Origin of the sequence: Caviibacter abscessus, assembly GCF_001517835.1 — a bacterium.
Taxonomy (GTDB): Bacteria; Fusobacteriota; Fusobacteriia; order Fusobacteriales; family Leptotrichiaceae; genus Caviibacter; species Caviibacter abscessus.
This window is the reverse complement of record NZ_LOQG01000001.1, coordinates 25,777-43,553: the sequence shown is the minus strand read 5'-3', so window position 1 is coordinate 43,553 and position 17,777 is coordinate 25,777. Positions and strand designations below refer to the sequence as shown.

19 protein-coding genes and 1 tRNA gene are annotated in these 17,777 nt (G+C 25.6%); 2 read left to right on the top strand and 18 right to left on the bottom strand.

The features are described from left to right. Positions 1–42: 42 nt before the first annotated feature. The 5 genes from rplK to rpmG all read right to left on the bottom strand — a co-directional run bounded on the left by rplK (position 43) and on the right by rpmG (position 1,590). Entirely contained in the window at positions 43–468 is a 426-nt protein-coding gene (gene rplK, locus AWT63_RS00235) for a 50S ribosomal protein L11 (RefSeq protein ID WP_068267478.1), read from the bottom strand. 60 nt (positions 469–528) lie between these two features. Next, positions 529–1,116, bottom strand: a complete 588-nt coding sequence (gene nusG, locus AWT63_RS00230; protein WP_068267476.1) for a transcription termination/antitermination protein NusG — start codon at positions 1,114–1,116, stop codon at positions 529–531. 11 nt (positions 1,117–1,127) lie between these two features. Continuing rightward, a complete protein-coding gene (secE, locus tag AWT63_RS00225) occupies positions 1,128–1,334 on the bottom strand; it encodes a preprotein translocase subunit SecE (protein WP_068267474.1) in 207 nt (68 codons plus the stop codon). 21 nt (positions 1,335–1,355) lie between these two features. Continuing rightward, positions 1,356–1,431 (bottom strand) — tRNA-Trp (locus AWT63_RS00220). Between the two features lie 9 nt (positions 1,432–1,440). Then, positions 1,441–1,590, bottom strand: a complete 150-nt coding sequence (gene rpmG / locus AWT63_RS00215) for a 50S ribosomal protein L33 (protein WP_068267473.1) — start codon at positions 1,588–1,590, stop codon at positions 1,441–1,443. 170 nt (positions 1,591–1,760) lie between these two features. On the opposite strand from rpmG, the gene AWT63_RS00210 reads away from it, so the two are divergent. Then, a complete protein-coding gene (locus tag AWT63_RS00210) occupies positions 1,761–2,738 on the top strand; it encodes a hypothetical protein (RefSeq protein ID WP_068267472.1) in 978 nt (325 codons plus the stop codon). 91 nt (positions 2,739–2,829) lie between these two features. Here AWT63_RS00210 and dnaJ read toward each other — a convergent pair whose 3' ends face one another. The 12 genes from dnaJ to AWT63_RS00150 all read right to left on the bottom strand — a co-directional run bounded on the left by dnaJ (position 2,830) and on the right by AWT63_RS00150 (position 15,053). Next, a complete protein-coding gene (gene dnaJ, locus AWT63_RS00205) occupies positions 2,830–4,002 on the bottom strand; it encodes a molecular chaperone DnaJ (RefSeq protein ID WP_068267468.1) in 1,173 nt (390 codons plus the stop codon). Continuing rightward, the gene (locus AWT63_RS00200) at positions 4,002–4,859 is read right to left on the bottom strand and encodes an aldose 1-epimerase family protein (RefSeq protein WP_068267466.1); all 858 of its coding nucleotides are present in this window, start codon (positions 4,857–4,859) and stop codon (positions 4,002–4,004) included. The genes dnaJ and AWT63_RS00200 overlap by 1 nt, the downstream gene beginning before the upstream one ends. An 8-nt stretch (positions 4,860–4,867) precedes the next feature. After that, complete coding sequence (dnaK, locus tag AWT63_RS00195; RefSeq protein ID WP_068267464.1) at positions 4,868–6,679, bottom strand: molecular chaperone DnaK; 1,812 nt, start codon at positions 6,677–6,679, stop codon at positions 4,868–4,870. A 16-nt stretch (positions 6,680–6,695) separates the two neighbouring features. Continuing rightward, complete coding sequence (gene grpE / locus AWT63_RS00190) at positions 6,696–7,226, bottom strand: nucleotide exchange factor GrpE (RefSeq protein ID WP_068267462.1); 531 nt, start codon at positions 7,224–7,226, stop codon at positions 6,696–6,698. Between the two features lie 10 nt (positions 7,227–7,236). After that, a complete protein-coding gene (gene hrcA, locus AWT63_RS00185) occupies positions 7,237–8,241 on the bottom strand; it encodes a heat-inducible transcriptional repressor HrcA (RefSeq protein WP_068267460.1) in 1,005 nt (334 codons plus the stop codon). 111 nt (positions 8,242–8,352) lie between these two features. Then, positions 8,353–8,691 carry a holo-ACP synthase gene (acpS, locus tag AWT63_RS00180; RefSeq protein ID WP_068267459.1) on the bottom strand — a complete coding sequence of 113 codons (339 nt, stop codon included), beginning with the start codon at positions 8,689–8,691 and terminating at the stop codon, positions 8,353–8,355. Continuing rightward, positions 8,688–9,458, bottom strand: coding sequence for a TatD family hydrolase (locus AWT63_RS00175; RefSeq protein ID WP_068267457.1), 771 nt, complete (start codon positions 9,456–9,458; stop codon positions 8,688–8,690). The genes acpS and AWT63_RS00175 overlap by 4 nt, the downstream gene beginning before the upstream one ends. A 9-nt stretch (positions 9,459–9,467) precedes the next feature. Then, positions 9,468–10,178, bottom strand: coding sequence for a B3/B4 domain-containing protein (locus tag AWT63_RS00170; RefSeq protein WP_068267453.1), 711 nt, complete (start codon positions 10,176–10,178; stop codon positions 9,468–9,470). 13 nt (positions 10,179–10,191) lie between these two features. Next, positions 10,192–10,659, bottom strand: coding sequence for a hypothetical protein (locus tag AWT63_RS00165; protein ID WP_068267449.1), 468 nt, complete (start codon positions 10,657–10,659; stop codon positions 10,192–10,194). After that, complete coding sequence (locus tag AWT63_RS00160; protein WP_068267448.1) at positions 10,644–10,964, bottom strand: endo alpha-1,4 polygalactosaminidase; 321 nt, start codon at positions 10,962–10,964, stop codon at positions 10,644–10,646. The genes AWT63_RS00165 and AWT63_RS00160 overlap by 16 nt, the downstream gene beginning before the upstream one ends. 6 nt (positions 10,965–10,970) lie before the next feature. After that, entirely contained in the window at positions 10,971–13,121 is a 2,151-nt protein-coding gene (locus AWT63_RS00155) for a 5-methyltetrahydropteroyltriglutamate--homocysteine S-methyltransferase (protein ID WP_068267447.1), read from the bottom strand. Positions 13,122–13,133: 12 nt separating this feature from the next. Beyond that, positions 13,134–15,053 carry an ATP-dependent DNA helicase gene (locus AWT63_RS00150; protein WP_068267445.1) on the bottom strand — a complete coding sequence of 640 codons (1,920 nt, stop codon included), beginning with the start codon at positions 15,051–15,053 and terminating at the stop codon, positions 13,134–13,136. 110 nt (positions 15,054–15,163) lie between these two features. Here AWT63_RS00150 and AWT63_RS00145 point away from each other — a divergent pair, with 110 nt between their 5' ends. Continuing rightward, complete coding sequence (locus AWT63_RS00145) at positions 15,164–16,270, top strand: bifunctional folylpolyglutamate synthase/dihydrofolate synthase (RefSeq protein WP_068267443.1); 1,107 nt, start codon at positions 15,164–15,166, stop codon at positions 16,268–16,270. 105 nt (positions 16,271–16,375) lie between these two features. Here AWT63_RS00145 and AWT63_RS00140 read toward each other — a convergent pair whose 3' ends face one another. Then, positions 16,376–17,770 (bottom strand): C69 family dipeptidase, encoded by a 1,395-nt coding sequence (locus AWT63_RS00140; RefSeq protein ID WP_068267441.1) that lies wholly within the window; start codon positions 17,768–17,770, stop codon positions 16,376–16,378. Between the last annotated feature and the right edge of the window lie 7 nt (positions 17,771–17,777).

Sequence of the window (17,777 nt, the reverse complement as noted above, 5' to 3'; positions counted from 1 at the left end):
CCTCTGTGGTCATTGGTTTTATTTAACCTTCCACTTATTCTACTAATCTTCTATTTTAATTCCCATACTTCTAGCTGTACCTGCTATAATTTTCATTGCAGCTTCAATGCTACTAGCATTTAAATCAGGTAATTTCATTTGTGCTATATCTTGTAATTGTGCTTTAGTTATAGTTCCAGCAACTTCTTTTTTAGAATTATGTGCAGCTGTTTCAATTTTAGCAGCTTTTTTTAATAAATCTGATGCAGGTGGTGTTTTTAATACAAATGTAAAACTTCTGTCAGCATATATTGTTATTTCTACTGGTATTATATATCCCATCTTATCTTGTGTTTGTGCATTAAATGATTTACAAAATTCAGGAATGTTTATTCCTTTAGGTCCTAATGCTGACCCAACTGGTGGAGCAGGATTTGCTTTACCAGCACTTAATTGTAGTTTGACTTTACTCATTACTTCTTTAGCCATTATTATTCCTCCTCTGTGGTAATTGAATGTTTTCTCCCACTAATTTTTCACTTTTTTATACTATAACTCTTTTTTTACATGTGAACTGTCAATATCAACTGACACTAATCTTCCAAGAGTTTCTAATTCAATTTTAATTTTTGAGACTTCTTTATTTGTTTCTATTACTTTTGCATGTACATCTTTAAACACACCATCAGTAACTATAACATTATCTCCAACTTTTAAGTTATTATCATGTACATTTGACTTAACATTTATTAAGTTCATTATACGATCCACTTCTTCATCAGACATTGGTATTGGATCACTTCCAACTCCAACAAATCCTGTAACACCATTAGTATTACGTATTATATACCAAGCTTCACTATCTACACGATAATTAAGACCATTTTCAACTATCTCTTCTGTTGATCTCATTTCTATCATAACATAACTTGGAAATAATTTTCTAAATACAGTAACTTGTTTCCCTCTTTTTTCTTCTTTAATTTCTTCTTCAGGAACAAGAATCCTAAATACTCTATCCTTTAATCCTAATGATTCCACTCTTTTTTCTAAGTCTGTTTTAACCTTTTTTTCATAACCAGAATAAGTATGTATTAAATACCACTTCTTTTTATAAGCAACTTCATTATTTTCCATTATTTCCTCCATTACTTAATAAATTTAGCAAGTGTATTTGATATAGCATCAATTATTGTTTTAAATGAAAAATCAAATAACATGATCATTAACGCTACAAACGTTGTTATAATCAATACTACAATTGTTACTTGTATTACTTCAGGTAATGATGCCCAAGTTACTTTTCTATATTCTGATATTATTCTACTTAAAAGGTTTTGTTTTTTATCTTCCATAAATTTCTCCATAAAATAAAATGGCAGGCCAGACAGGAATCGAACCCGTAACTTTCGGTTTTGGAGACCGACGCTCTACCAATTGAACTACTGACCTATTTAATAATTACTTAACTTCTCTATATAGAGTGTATTTTTTTAGAACAGGATTATACTTTCTAAGTTCTAATCTTTCTGGATGAGTCTTTTTGTTTTTAGTTGTTACATAATGTCTCAACTTTGATTCAGTGCATTCTAAAATTACTTGTACTCTCATTTACATTCCTCCCAATCAAATTATTTGTATTGGTAATACAGATTATTAAATTTAATTAACAAGTCATAGTATCATATTTTAAGTTTAAATGTCAACGATAATATTGACTATTTAATTTTTGACTATATAATCATATTAATAAAAGAAAATATAGAAAAGAGGTTTTTATTATGTATCAAAAAATTTTGAACCAATACTTACTAATTTCTACATTTCACAGACTAAAAAATACTAATGACAATAACATCATTGATTTATTACTAAAAAAAGAATATTTAAAAGAAAGATTGAATAACACAAATCTAGGTTATTATTCATACTTTGATGCTTTAATTTCAATACAAAATGAAGCAAATGAAAACAAAAGAAATGAAATAATTGATAAAATTCTTGATACTACTGATTTCTATTTCATAAAAGAAATTAAAAAAAATCCACCACTTGAAGACTATATAATGACATTTTTAAATTATCTTTATTTTGAATTATATTACGGTACTGAGAAAACTTTAATGCCTAAGAAAATAAAGACATTTATTAGAAATACAAAATTAAATGAAATATTAAAATTTAAAGAAACTATTATAAAAGCTCTTGGTGAAAATACACCAATAAGTTATAAAGTAAATAAAATATATGAAATTATAGAAAATTTTGATTATAAATCACATGAAAATTTTACAACTCAATTGGATAAAATATCAAATTATATTGATAGAATTTTAAAAAACTTAATATCTATGGAAGCTATACCATTTAGATTTATATTTAAACACGTTTATATACCATATGAAGCATTAATTTACAGAGTTTCTGGAAATAAAGAAAGTAAAGATGCAGAAAACTTCAATTTTTTAACTAATAAAGTTGAATTATCATTAAATTCATATAAATCACTTTATAGTTTCTTATATGAAATAAAAATAAATGAAACTAACTTTTCATATTTAAAAAATTTAAATTTAAAGTACTCTAATAGTTATATCATTAATAACTTAGCAGATTTAAGTATTTTGATGTCTCACGTTTTAATAGAAGTATCAAGTAACAAATTAACTCCAGAAGATAAGCAAATACTTTATCTTTTCTATAAGGACATAGAACTTCTGGTCTGTGAATATCAATATTTAATTGAATATTTAGAATAAAATTATATGGGCTGTTGCAATCGCAATAGCCTTGTTATTTTATTAATTTTTTTACAATAAAAAAGGCTGCATTTTATTGCAACCACTTTATTCAATTATTAAATTCATCTTTTAATTTTTTGAAAAAATTTTTTACCTTTGATGAAAAATTTTCAGTTTCTTTATAGTTATTTTTAGTCATTGTTTTCTCAAATTTAACTAATATATCTTTTTGCTCCTGAGTTAAATTAATTGGTATTTCTACATTAAATTTAATTATTTGTCTTCCTTTTCTACCTCTAAATGATAAACCTTTGTCTGAAAGAACTTTAACTTCTCCATTTTGCAGACCTTCACTTATATTAATAATTTGTTTACCATATAAAGTAGGAACTTCAACTTCTCCTCCAAGCATTGCTTTAGTAATTGAAACAGGAATATCACAATAAATATCTAAGTCTTTTCTTTTGAATATTTCATGTTTTTCAATTGTTATTCTTAGATACAAATCACCAAAAACTCCTCCACCTCTTGGATATGAGCCTAAACCTCTCATAATCATTCTAGTATCATTTTCAATTCCAGCAGGTATTTTAATTTTTCTTGTAATTGTTTCTTCTGCTATACCTGTTCCGCCACAAGAATTACATGCAGCTTTAGGAACTTTTCCTTTTCCTTGGCACACATTACATTCTTCAGTTTGTTGTATACTTCCTAATATAGTTTGATGAACTCTTGTAACATATCCTGATCCTTTACAAGAACTACAATTATTCATTTCTTTATTTTTCGCTCCTGTTCCATCACAAGTAGAACACTTACCATTTCTTTTAAATGATATTTCAGTTTCAAAATCATTAACTATATCTTCAAGTTTTAATCTAATATTATATTCTAAGTCTCTACCTTTAACTTCATGACGTTGCTGTGAAGAATGTCCAGAAAATCCTTGACCGAAAAAATCACTGAAGATATCTGAAAATCCACCAAAATTTGAAGAACTAAATCCCTCAAATCCTCCAAAGCCACTAAATCCACCTTGTCCTGCACCACCATTTTCAAATGCACTATGACCAAATCTATCATAAGTTTCTCTTTTTTGAGTATCAGATAAAATTTCATATGCTTCAGCTACTTCTTTAAATTTCTCCGCTGCTTTTTCTTTATTATCTTTATTCAAATCAGGGTGATATTTTTTCGATAATTTTCTATATGCTTTTTTTATTTCATCAGCTGTTGCATTTTTATTTACACCCAATATCTCATAATAATCTCTTTTTGCCATTATTTCACCTTTTTCTTAAATGTAAAAAATATATTTGATTCAAATATTTTTTTTGAACCCAGTTTTATAATTCCAATTTTATCTTCAATTTTTCCATTATGATTTACATTATCTGTAATTCCAAACCAAGGCTCTACACAGATAAATTTTGCTTTTTCAGGCTTCCAATACGCTATATATTTAAATCCTTTATGTTCTATTATTATTTGTTTTTTGTCATTTTCAATTGTTGTTTTATTAATACCATCACCATCAAGTATTATTGCATCATCTTTAAAATTTTCATCTATAATATTAATTATACTTTTCTTCCCAATATATATTTTTTCATCTAAATAATATCCATTAGAAAGTTTATATGTATATAATTCTTTCTCATTTTCAAAACTAATATTCCAATTATAGTAGTCATCAGAAAGTTTAAACGCCGGATGTGCTCCAAGTGAAAAATACATATCATCTTTTCCTAAATTTTCAACAATCAATGACATTTTTAACGTATTATCTGAAATTATTTTGTATTCTAATTGAAAATTAAAATCAAATGGATAAACTTTTTTTGTTTCTTCACTTGATTTTAATTCTAATTTTACACTGTCACTTAAATGTGAGACGACTTTAAAATCCATATCACGTGCAAATCCATGTCTTGTGTCCATAGTGTATCTTTTATTTTTAAAAGTATAACTATTATCTTTTAATTTCCCTATAAATGGGAATAATATGGGCGATGTTTTCGCCCATATTTCTTTTTCATTCCACATATATTCTTCATCATCAATTACTATACTTTTCAGTTCTGCCCCTTTTTTTAAAACAGCAACTTTCATTTTATTTGAATTAATGTTTATATTCATAAATTTCCTTAATTAATTATTTCAGGTTCTTCTGATTCTGAATTACCTTGTTGTGCATTATTTGGATCAGCAGATTGATTATTTTTTGCTGCTTCTTGATAAATTCTTGTTGCAAATCCTTGTGCTGATTTTGCAAGTTCATCTATCTTAGCTTTAATTTCTGATATATCTTCTGAATCCTTAACTTTTTTAAGTTCTTCTAATGCTTTTTCTATATCTTCTTTTTCAGTACCTTGAAGTTTGTCTTCATTTTCTTTCATCATTTTTTCAGTAGAAATTAATAGTTGGTCTGCTTGATTTCTTGCTTCAACTAGTTCTTTGAATTTTTCGTCTTCGCTTGCATTAGCTTCTGCTTCTTTTTTCATTCTTTCTATATCTTCTTTTGATAAATTTGATGATCCTGATATTGTTACAGAATTTTCTTTTCCTGTTCCTAAATCTTTTGCAGATACATGAACTATACCATTTGTATCAATATCAAATGTAACTTCAATTTGAGGTACTCCTCTTGGTGCAGGTAAAATTCCTCCAAGTGAAAATTCTCCTAATTTATGATTATCTGCTGCTCTTGCTCTTTCTCCTTGTAATACAACAATTCCAACTTCAGGTTGATTATCAACTGCTGTACTAAATACTTGTGATTTCTTAGTAGGTATAGTTGTATTTTTTTCAATAACTTTTGTAAATACTCCACCCATTGTTTCAATTCCAAGTGATAAAGGTGTTACGTCTAATAATAGTACTCCTTTTACATCACCTTGTAAAACTCCACCTTGTATTGCTGCACCAGCTGCAACAACTTCATCAGGATTTATTCCCTTATTAGGTTCTTTACCAAAATATGATTTAACCCATTCTTGAACTGCTGGTATTCTTGTTGAACCTCCAACTAATAGAATTTCATCTATTTCACTTGCGTTTAGTCCTGAATCTTTAAGTGCTGTTTGTACAGGAGTTTTTGTTAATTCTACTAAATCTTTTGTTAATTCATTAAATGCAGCTCTAGTTAATTTCTTTTCTAAATGTTTTGGTCCTGTTGCATCTACTGTAATAAATGGTAATGATATTTGTGTTTCTAAAGTTGTTGATAATTTTTTCTTAGCATCTTCTGCTGCATCTTTTAATCTTTGATATGCCATTTTATCATTTCTTAAATCAATACCGCTTTCTTTCTTAAATTCTTCCGCTAACCAATCAATTATTTTTTTGTCAAAATCATCTCCACCTAAATGGTTATTTCCTGAAGTCGCTAAAACTTCAACTACATCGTCTCCAATTTCTAAAACAGAAACGTCAAATGTTCCACCACCAAGGTCAAATACTAATATTTTTTCATCTTTTTTCTTATCAAGTCCATATGCTAAAGCCGCAGCTGTTGGTTCATTTACTATTCTTTCAACTTTTAAACCTGCAATTTCCCCAGCATCTTTTGTTGCTTGTCTTTGAGCATCTGTAAAGTACGCAGGAACTGTAATTACTGCTTCTGTAACAGTTGTTCCTAAATAACTTTCAGCATCTTTTTTTAACTTTTGTAAGATTTTTGCAGATATTTCTTGTGGTGTGTATGATTTACCATGTATATCTACTTTATAGTTTTCTCCCATATGTGTTTTAATTGAACTTATTGTTGAATCTGGTTGAGTTATTGCTTGTCTTTTTGCAATAGTTCCAACTACAACTTCTCCATTATCTTTAATACTTACAACAGATGGTGTAGTTCTTTCTCCGTCACTATTTGGAATTATTGTATATGTTCCACCGTCCATAACAGCAACACAAGAGTTTGTTGTTCCTAAATCTATTCCTATTATTTTACTCATTATAATCACTCCTATTTTATTTTTTATTTATTTTAACCATACTTGGTCTAATTACTTTTCCTTTTAATTTATATCCTTTTTGTAGTACATCTGTTACAACTTCATTTTCAATTTCTTCATTATTTTCAGTTGCAACTGCATAATGAATATACGGATCGTATTTTTCATTTATTGCGTTTATTTCTTCTACACCTTCATCATTAAGTGCAATTTGTATATTTTTTATTATCATATCTATGCCGCTTGATAATGATTCAAAATCTTTTGCCTTATCAGCACTAGTTTTTGCAAGTGTAAGCGTATCAAGTGAATCTATAACTTTTATTATCAATGATTCACAAGCATATTTTTTGAATTCTTCAAATTCTTTATCTTTTCTTTTAGTATAATTTTGAAAATCTGCTAATTTTATACTGTATGCTGCTTTTAAATCTGATACTTCCTTTTCAAGTGCTTTAATTTTTTCTTCAGTTTCATCTACTTGATTTTGTTCACAAGAATTTGAAATTTCTTCTATTTCTTTTTCTTCAACTTCTCTTTTATCCATTCTCAACTCCTTATTTAATTAACTTTAATGAAACTGTCTTATTCAACGCTTGTTTTAAAATTTCATTAATGTAATTTATTAAATTAATATTTTTCTTATAATTCATTCTACAAGGTCCAATTAAACTAATTACACCTCTTTCATTAGCATATTCATATACTGAAAATATGAAAATATAATTTTTTAATTCATCATACTCTAATTCATTTCCAAATAATATATTTATTTCATATGGTTTATATTTTTTGTTTTCAACAATATCTTTTAATATATTTTTTAGTATGTTTTTATCATCCAATATCTTAATAGTTTTAAATACATCTTCAGAATTGATTAATAGACTTGTTTCATTACTCATATGAAGTTTAGTATCACTTTCTTGTGATAAACCTTTATCCAAACTACCAACTTTTTCAAAAAAAGTTTTAAGACTATTTATTGTATATTTTCCTTTTTGTTCTGCGATTAATAAATTTATATACTCACTTACCTTTTTCAAAACTGTTTCATCAATATAATTATAAAGATTTAAATTAGCTGTTTTCACTATATTCATGTCAGTTACTGCAACAATAAATGCTCTTTTATTATTCACATAAACTAATTCTACTTTTTTTAAACTATGATTTTCATTAGATGGTTCCAGTGCTATTGCGGCATTCGAACTAAGTTTTGATAACATTTGAGTAACATTTTCAATTATTAAACTAACTTGCTCATTTTTTAGTTGAGCATAAGAATTGACATCTATATTATGAGTATACTCAAAATCATTTTCATTTAATAAATTATCAACATATAATTTATAGCCGTCGTATGTTGGTATTCTACCTGATGATGTATGTGTTTTTGAAATTAGACCCATATCTTCTAAATCTGCCATTGCATTTCTTATAGTAGCAGATGAAACTCCAATATCATACTTTTTTTCAATAGTTCTTGAACCAACACTTTCACCGGTTTCAATATAATGACTAATTATAGTATAAAGTATCTGCTTTTCTCTTTCGTTCATCAGATCACCTTCTCGCTTGTTAGCACTCATAACCTTCTAGTGCTAAATGTATAATATACCTTTTTTTTTCTTTTGTCAACAACTTTTTTATAAAAAAAGAAAGTCTTGTTTTCAAAGACTTTCAATTAATACCATTGCAATTGCATATCTTTTTTCATGCGATATACTTACATCATAGTTTTTACCTTTATAATTTATACAAGGTTTGCCATTTTCATCATTTAGTATTTCTATATCTAGAAATGAAATATCATCTGTAAATCCTGTACCAAGAGCCTTAACAAATGCTTCTTTAGCACTAAATCTTCCAGAATATGATTCGTATTTATTTTTCTTATTTTCACAATATTTTATTTCTGCTTTTGTAAATACTTTTTCTTTAAAATTATTATTTTTTTCTATCGCTTGTTTTATTCTATCAACTTCTACAATATCAGTACCTATTCTCATAATAAATTTTCCAATCTATACGCTTTAATTGCATTTTTACTTGTTTGGTTTATAACTTGCTCAACATCAATTTCTTTAATTCTTGCAATTTCTTCAGCTACATATTTTGTAAATACTGGATTATTTCTTTTTCCTCTAAAAGGCACTGGAGTTAAATACGGACTATCTGTTTCAATAACTATTCTGTCAAGTGGCACTTTAGAAACTAGTTCTTTTGTTTTAACATTATTTTTAAATGTAAGCGTTCCACCAACACTAACATAATATCTATCTAATATAGGTTTTACAGATTCATATGAACCTGGAAAACAATGAAGTATTCCTCCAACATCTTTATATTCTTTTAATATATTAATCGTATCTTCAAGTGCATCTCTAGTATGTATAACAATAGGTATATCAACTCTTCTTATCATTTCTATTTGTCTTGTAAACGCTTGTTTTTGAACATCTTTTGGATCTTTCATCCAATGATAATCAAGCCCTATTTCTCCAATTCCGATTACTTTTTTATGAGTTCTTGCAAGTTCTTCAATGTGTGAAAAATCTTTGTCATTTATTTTTGAAATATCTGTTGGATGATACCCAATAGTAGCATATACTTTATCATATTTTTCACTTAATTTAATTGCTCTAAGCGAACTTTCATAATCCCAACCTGAACATACTATAAATTCCATTTCTTTTAAAATTTCATCTATTATACACTCTAAGTCTTCATCATACATACTATCATTTAAATGACAATGTGCATCTATCAATTTCATTATTTATCACTACTCTTCAATAATTATTTCTCTATTATTTATATCAAGAATTTCAATTTCACTTACTCCGCCTAAATTGGTATCTATTAAAGTTTTTAGTTCCATAAGTGCTACATTAAGTATATCAATTCTATCAGTATCTATTAATTCAATACATAAAAAAGCATTCTTTGTTTTTTCTGTAAGTATAGTCCTTACACACTCTCTCCAGTTTAAACATCTGCATATAGCACCCTCGTTATCTTTATATACTATTTCATTTTCATATGGTGGTTCACTTTTATCAGATCCAAGTGTTATAAAACTTTCTGTTCCATTTGCTAATGTAAGTCTTATATCTCCTAAAAATTCATCAATATCTTCTCCCCCGCAAGGTAGTGCATATTTTAGTGAAACTGAATTATATATATCAACTAACGGATTAATATTTCCAATTGTACCCCCGTTATTTACACGTTTTAATAAAGCTTCAATAGAAGATCTTGCACCTTTTTTAGTTTTAAATTTTTGAAATGCTTCTCTATAGACTTTTATAACATTATTACTACTAAAATCAGGATTTGGTAAATGACTTGGAACTATTTTATATGATTCATCTAACAAATATTTATATTTATTTTCATCAATTATATTGTTGTTAATCCCTTTACAAACTACTATACCTAACTTTGCATCTGGAAATATATCAAAAAAACCTTGTTCTATTATAAATTTTTTCATATTTATCACTCCTTTATTTTAATTCTATACTATCTGAAACATATACTTTATACTTATGTTTTTTACAATATTTTTTTATTTTACTTACTAAGTAATAATCCGTAGTATATTCTGTCAAATATATATCAATCCCTATTTTTTTTAATTTTGATAAATATTTTAAATACTCATTTGTAATATTTCTTTTTTGTTTAAAAAATTTTCTTTTATTAAAATCAATTCTAGTAAATACAGTTTCTTGATTAACTGCATTAATTAATCCATTTATATTATTTTTTTTTAGTGCATCTTTTAAAAATATGTCGATACCATTAATTATAATGGGTAAATTATGTTTTTTTATCATTTTTAATATTTCAATTATACTCTCATATACTTTTTTATTTTTTGATATATAGTATATATCTGCATTATCTATAAAAAAACCATCTATATTTTTATTAGCAAGCTTACTCGAATAATCTTTTATGTGTTTTTCCAATTTTTATTTGTAATATCAATCCAAAACTCATTATTCCAATTATCATATTTTTTTATTATTTTGTTTTTAAACTTCCTATAATATGGTCTAAACGTTTCAACTGAGCCTATATTAATATATGAGTATACTTTAATATTTTTATCTTTTAAACTTTTTATTTCATCTTTAGAATAGTACGTCGCATCTATCACAACCATTTTATACTTAGATAATTTATCTAATTTTTTTTCTCCTATAAATATTCCAAAATCATTAGTAAAGGAAAAAATACTAAAAAACAAAATAAAAATTAAAATTTTTTTCATAAATATCTACTTCGATTCTTCCCTAATTTGCTTTACAGCACATACAATATTTTTTAAACTTTCTTTAATTTCAAAATAATTTCTAGTTTTAAGCCCGCAATCTGGATTAATAACCAATTTATTTATATTTATTTTACTACTAATTTTTAAAATATTTCCTTTTATTTCTTCTATACTTGGTATTCTTTGCGAGTGAACATCATATATTCCAGCACCTATATTAGTTTTAATATCACATAACTTAGATACTTGTGAAAAATTATCTTTAGATAATTCTAAGTATATCACATCAACACCAAGATTATCAATTACGCCAATTATATCTTTAAAATCACTGTAACATATATGTGTATGTATCTTAGTAGTTTCTTTAATGCCATAATATGACATCCTAAATGACTGAACAACTAAATCTAAATAATCAGAATGAGCTTTTTCATTTTTTAAAGGTAATTTTTCTCTTATCGCTGGTTCATCAATTTGAATAATATCGATTCCATTTTTTTCAAGTTCTAAAACCTCTTCATTTATTGCTTTTGCTATTTGAAATGCAATGTCTTTTTGACTTATATCTTCTCTTTTAAAAGACCAATTTAATATTGTAATAGGTCCTGTTAAAATTGCTTTCATTGGTTTATTTGTGAGACTTTTAGCATATAAAATCCATTTAAGAGTAATTGACTTTTTCCTTTTTATATCTGAGTTTATAATCGGTGGTTTTACACATCTTGTTCCATATGATTGTACCCAACCATTTTTTGTGAACACAAAGCCTAAAAGATTTTCATAAAAGTACTCAACCATATCATTTCTTTCAAATTCTCCATGAACCAAAATATCAATTCCTATTTCTTCTTGAAACACTATACATTCTTTTATTTTTAATTTAATAAATTCTTCATATTTTTCTTTTGAAATCACATTATTTAAATATTTTTTTCTAATATTTTTAATGTCCTCTGTCTGAGGAAAAGAACCTATTGTTGTAATTGGAAGTAATATATTATTTTTTATTATACTTTTTCTTTTTTCATATTTGATATTATTATCACTTTGTATTATCTCGGTAATATTTTCTCTATTTTTACCCACATATTTTTTTAAAGTTTCTAATTCTACTAATTTTTCTTTAGCAAAGGAAAACATATTTTTACAAATATTTTTTTCATTTTCAATTGTATACGGAATATGAATTAATGAACATGATGTTGATACTACTACTTCTTTAGAATTTTCTTTTATTTTTGACAAAATAGTAAAGATTTTATCTAAATCAGCTTTCCACACATTTTTACCATTTATAACTCCTGCAAAAATTACTTTATCTAACAAATTATATTTACTAAAAATATCTAAATTATTTTTACCTTCTACAAAATCTAACCCAAAAGCATCAAAATTCATGTTATAAATACTAGAAAATATATGAGAAATATCTCCAAAATAAGTTTGAAGTAAAACTTTTACATTTCCTTTATTCTCAAGTATTTTTGAATACATTGTTTTAAATAAATATATATCATCTTTATCTAATTCGCAAACTAAGTAAGGTTCTTCAATTTGAAACCATTTAACATCTAATTTTCTTAATCTTTTCAATATATCTGTATAAGTATTTATAAATGAATCTAAAAAATCATACTTCGTTTTAGTTCCAGCAAACGTTGACAACTTCATTAATGTAAATGGTCCTATAATTGTAGGCTTGAATTCTTTTGCTTCTAAATACTCATCAAATATTTTATTATTTTTAATATATATATTCGCATCATCTTCTATTTCCGGCACTATATAATGGTAATTTGTATTAAACCATTTTTTCATGCTAAGAGAACAAACATCACCATTAATTCCTTGATAACCTCGTGCCATAGAAAAATATGTATCAAGTTCATTAAGTTTAAGATTTTTGTACCTACTTGGAATAATATTTAACATGTTCGCCACATCAAGTACTCTGTCATAATAAGAAAAATCATTACTGGAAATATATTCAATATTATTTTCACTTTGACTTTTTAAATGAGCTTTTCTAAGATTTTTTGCAACTGTTTTAAGTTCTTCTTCACTTATATGTTTATTAAAATATTTTTCAACAGCAAATTTTAATTCTCTATTTTCACCAATTCTTGGATATGCAACTACAGATGCTTTCATATTATTGCCTTTCTAAAATTTTAATATGTTTTTACTTGGAAATGAATTTAATATAGATTTTCCATATGATTTTTTCACTATTCTACTATCTAAAATTACAATTTCTCCTTCATCTTTTTTACTTCTTATAAGCCTTCCAACTCCTTGACATAATTTTACAGTCATAAGAGGTAATTGATATTTTATAAATGGTATATCCCCTTGTTTTTGTATATTTTCAATTATAGCCTCAACTATAGGATCATCTGGTACTTGAAAAGGAAGTTTTGGAATAATTATACTTTTTAATTTATCTCCTTTTACATCAACACCCTCCCAGAAACTATCTGTTCCTAAAAGTATTGACTTATCATTTGATTTAAAAGTTTCAATTAAATTTGTTCTTGACATATCTCCTTGTTTTAAAATAATAAAATCTTCTAATTCCAACTTATTATATACCTGACTCATAAATTTATATGAAGTAAATAAAACAAAACAATTACCATTTTTTTCCTTAGCATAATTATTAATAAAAGAGGCAGTATAGTCTATAAACTCGGCTGTATTTACATCAGGGGAATTTTTTGATAATAATATTTTCATATTTCTGTCATAATCAAATGGTGATTTTATTACATATTCTTCAAAATTTGATATTCCAAGTCTTGACTTAATATATTCAAATTTATTATCAACTCTTAATGTTGCTGAAGTTAAAATGACATTTTTATTATCCTTTAATAATTCTTTTTCAAGTTTATCTGCGATAATATACGGTGTTGACATAATATCAATACTTAAATCATTTAAATTAAATTTAAACCAATTTACATATTCATCTTGACTATTTTTTTCAATAGTTTTTAACGTATCTATATTTTCTTTTAATTTGTCATATAAAGCAAAGAAATCTTGATAAATATCTTCCGGTAAATTATATGCTTCTATATTTTCTTTTAATACTTTTATTATTTTGCTTAATTTTTTAAAATTATTTATAACTTCTTTATTGTATTCAATATATTTTTCTAACCTATTTTCAATATACTTCCTTCTTATTTTTTCTATATTTTTTTCTACCATTATTTTTGATATTTCTGAACTTTGTTTTATGAAATTATCGTATATTAAATTAAATAAAGAAAGAACTTCATCTCTATTTTCTTCAAATACTATATATGAAGTACTTGAAACATACTCTGCAATTTTTCCAAGCATTGATAAATATGCTCCAACTTTGTTTTTCCTATTATAAAGCATTCCTAGTACTGCACTTACTTCTGATGAATTAATGCTATACTCAAAATACTTTCTTGCTGAATTTTCAAGATTATGTGCTTCATCTATAAGTAATATATTAAATTTAGGTAAAATTTTGTCATACTTAAAATTAGAAAATAAAAGTGAATGATTTACTATAAGTATTTCTTGGTCTTGTAACTCTTTTCTAGCTTTATAGAAAAAGCAATTACATTTTTTTACAGAACAATAATCTTTATCTGATTTTACTAGATTCCACTCATCAGCATTTAAATAAAAATCAATTTCAGCCTTATCACCTGTTTTTGTGTTTTCAAACCACTTTGCTAATTTTTCATTTTTATTATTTTTCATAAATCTTACATGACAAGCATAATTGCTTCTTCCTTTTACAAGCATATACTTTATCTCTTGACCTAAAATTTTTTCTAAAAGAGGTAAATCTTTTTCAACTAATTGTTCTTGTAAATTAATTGTATTAGTTGATATTACTATCCTTGTTCTATGTTCTTTAGCATATAAAACTAAAGGCATAAGATATGCTAAAGTTTTTCCTATACCTGTACCCGCTTCTATTATGCATGGTTCATATTCATTTAAATGTCTTTCTATAATACTAGCCATTTCAATTTGACCTTCTCTATATTCAAAGTCAAAGCTATCTATCATTTTTTTAAAATATTCTTTCATTTACTTTCCTTTATTTTTAATATATAAAATTATATCATTTTATAGCATAAATTCAAATTTATTTTATATCTATTCATTTAAATTATGTTATACTATTTATGGAGGTACAAATGTTTGATGAAATATTTAACAGGAAAAGAGAAGAAAATATTGACTTAACTAAATATATAAAAGGAAAATTACCTTATTTAATTCATGTTGCTGGTACAAATGGTAAAGGTTCTACATGTTCTTATCTTGAATGTGTTTTAATGGGGAAATATAAAGTGGGAAAATTTACTTCTCCCCATCTTTTTAGTCCAAATGAAAGAATTACAATAAATCAAAAACAAATTAGTAATAAAGAATTTTTTTCATATTACGACAAATTTAAACATCTTAAAATAGGCTTTTTTGACTTTTTATTTTTAATTGCAATGAATTATTTTATTGACAATCAAGTTGACATTGCAATAATTGAAGTTGGTATTGGTGGTAAATATGACAGCACAAATTGTCTTAATTATGATGTTGCACTAATAACAAATGTATCATATGATCATACTAATATGCTTGGAAACTCTATTGAAAGTATAGCATTTCAAAAGGCAGGTATATGTAAAAATAACACACTAACTTTTTATACTCATAATATCAAGTGTTTAAAAGATGAAATTGAAAAACTTACAAATAATTCAAAATATATTACAGGTACTGACAAATTTAAATTGCCTTTATCAGGTAAATTTCAAGAAAGTAATTTCGCTCTTGCATATGAAGTATTCAAATTATTTAATTTAAGTGATGAATTTATACAAAATGGATTAAAAAAATTCAAACTAAGAGGTAGGCAAGAAAAGATAAGAGACAATGTTTACATAGATATATCTCATAATGAGGCTTCTTTTTTAGCTTTAAAAGAAAACTTTAAAAATTATGATAATTTACATATATTTTTAACATCACTACTTGATAAAGACATTAAAAGTATATATAAAATTGCTTCATCTTTTGCAAAAAAAGTAAGTGTCTATCCAATGCCACATATTAAGCGAGGACGAAGTAAACAAAATATCATAGAAACACTTGGAAATGTTGATATTATTGATGATATTTATATTGATGAAAATTGTATTAATATTTATTGTGGTTCTTTTTATTTCATATCAGAAATTTATGATAAACTCATAATAAAAAATGAAACTTACATAAGTCACAAATCAAAATATTCAAACTAAAAAACTTAAAAATATATAATTATAGAAAACAAAAATTAACGAGTTTTTATTTATAACACTAATATTCAAAAAAATAGAATGTCTCATAAAGCGAGACATTCTTTATTATAAATTTTTATCCATAGTAAATGACATTTTAGATACTGATAATGCTCTTGTCATAAATTCATTTAAAAGATTTCTTGTTTTTTCTAACATATATTTAACTGTTTTTTCATTTTCATTTGTTAAATATGCTCTTAATTTTGTTCCACTTAATTTTGAAGCATTTTCTCTAATTTCAAATACCCTTCTTCTTCCATATGAACGCATTTCTTCTAAATATTTAGTATTTTCTTTAGAAAATAACTTATAATGTGTTTCAACATAATATGAAAATACTTTAAATAACCAATACGCATATTTCATATCCATTTTAAAAGTTGTATCTCTATATTCTTCAGGAATATCATCAACATCTGTGAAAAATGGCACATATGGAGTAAATGCTGTTGTTGCCATTGCAACCCATTTTACAGGTAATTTATCAATTTCAATTATATGTGATTCTTGCGTTCTTGAAAGCGATATTGCTCTAAATCTTGTTTTTTCATACTCTGTACCTGAATTACCCATAGGATCATAAATAGTTTCATTATAATGAGAACTTAATATGTACTCAACATCTTCAATAGTTATAAGTCTATCTGCTTTATTTATAAACGGTATTTCACTCGATACAGGATCCTTATCAAAATTTTTATCTAAATATTTATGACCAAACCAAGCTCTAGCCGTATTATATACTCTATCTAACTCTGTACTTGTACCAAATATTTTTCTAAAATTAAATCCTTCTCTATCTGGATTTAAACTATATTTTTCAACAAATTCTCTAATACCTGTTGAATATAAATAATCAGGACTATTAAAATCTATTTCTTCTATACATACACAATTAGGTGCTATTGCATAACTATCTTCAGGTATTCTAACAGCTACCCAGTGATGTCCTGTTGGAATTTCCATATACCAAACTTCTTTGTCATCAGAAAAAATTATACCATTTCCTTCATTTGAACCATATTTTTCAATGTATTTTCCTAATAATTCAACACCTTCTTTAGCACTTTTAATAAATGGTGCTACTATATCATTTATTGCATCTTCAGCAATACCATTTTCAATTAATGGATCATATGCTAAAACTCTTTCATTTCCATATAGACTTTCTGTTGAACTTACTGCAACATGAAATTCATTTACACTTGCTTCACTAAATCTTCCGTTATTATATGTATCAGATATTACATCAGGCATTGCTGTAAATGTATATGATTTTTCAGGTAGTAAAACTTCCACACCCGTATATACAGATTTATGTTTTCTATTTTTTATTTTATTTCCTTTTACTATTTCTAATCTTTTGGGATTTATCGCTAAATGTGAATCTTCATTTCTAGCAATTATTGTCTTATTATTAATTGTTACTTTTTTTCCAACAATAACTGTTGTACACATATAATCA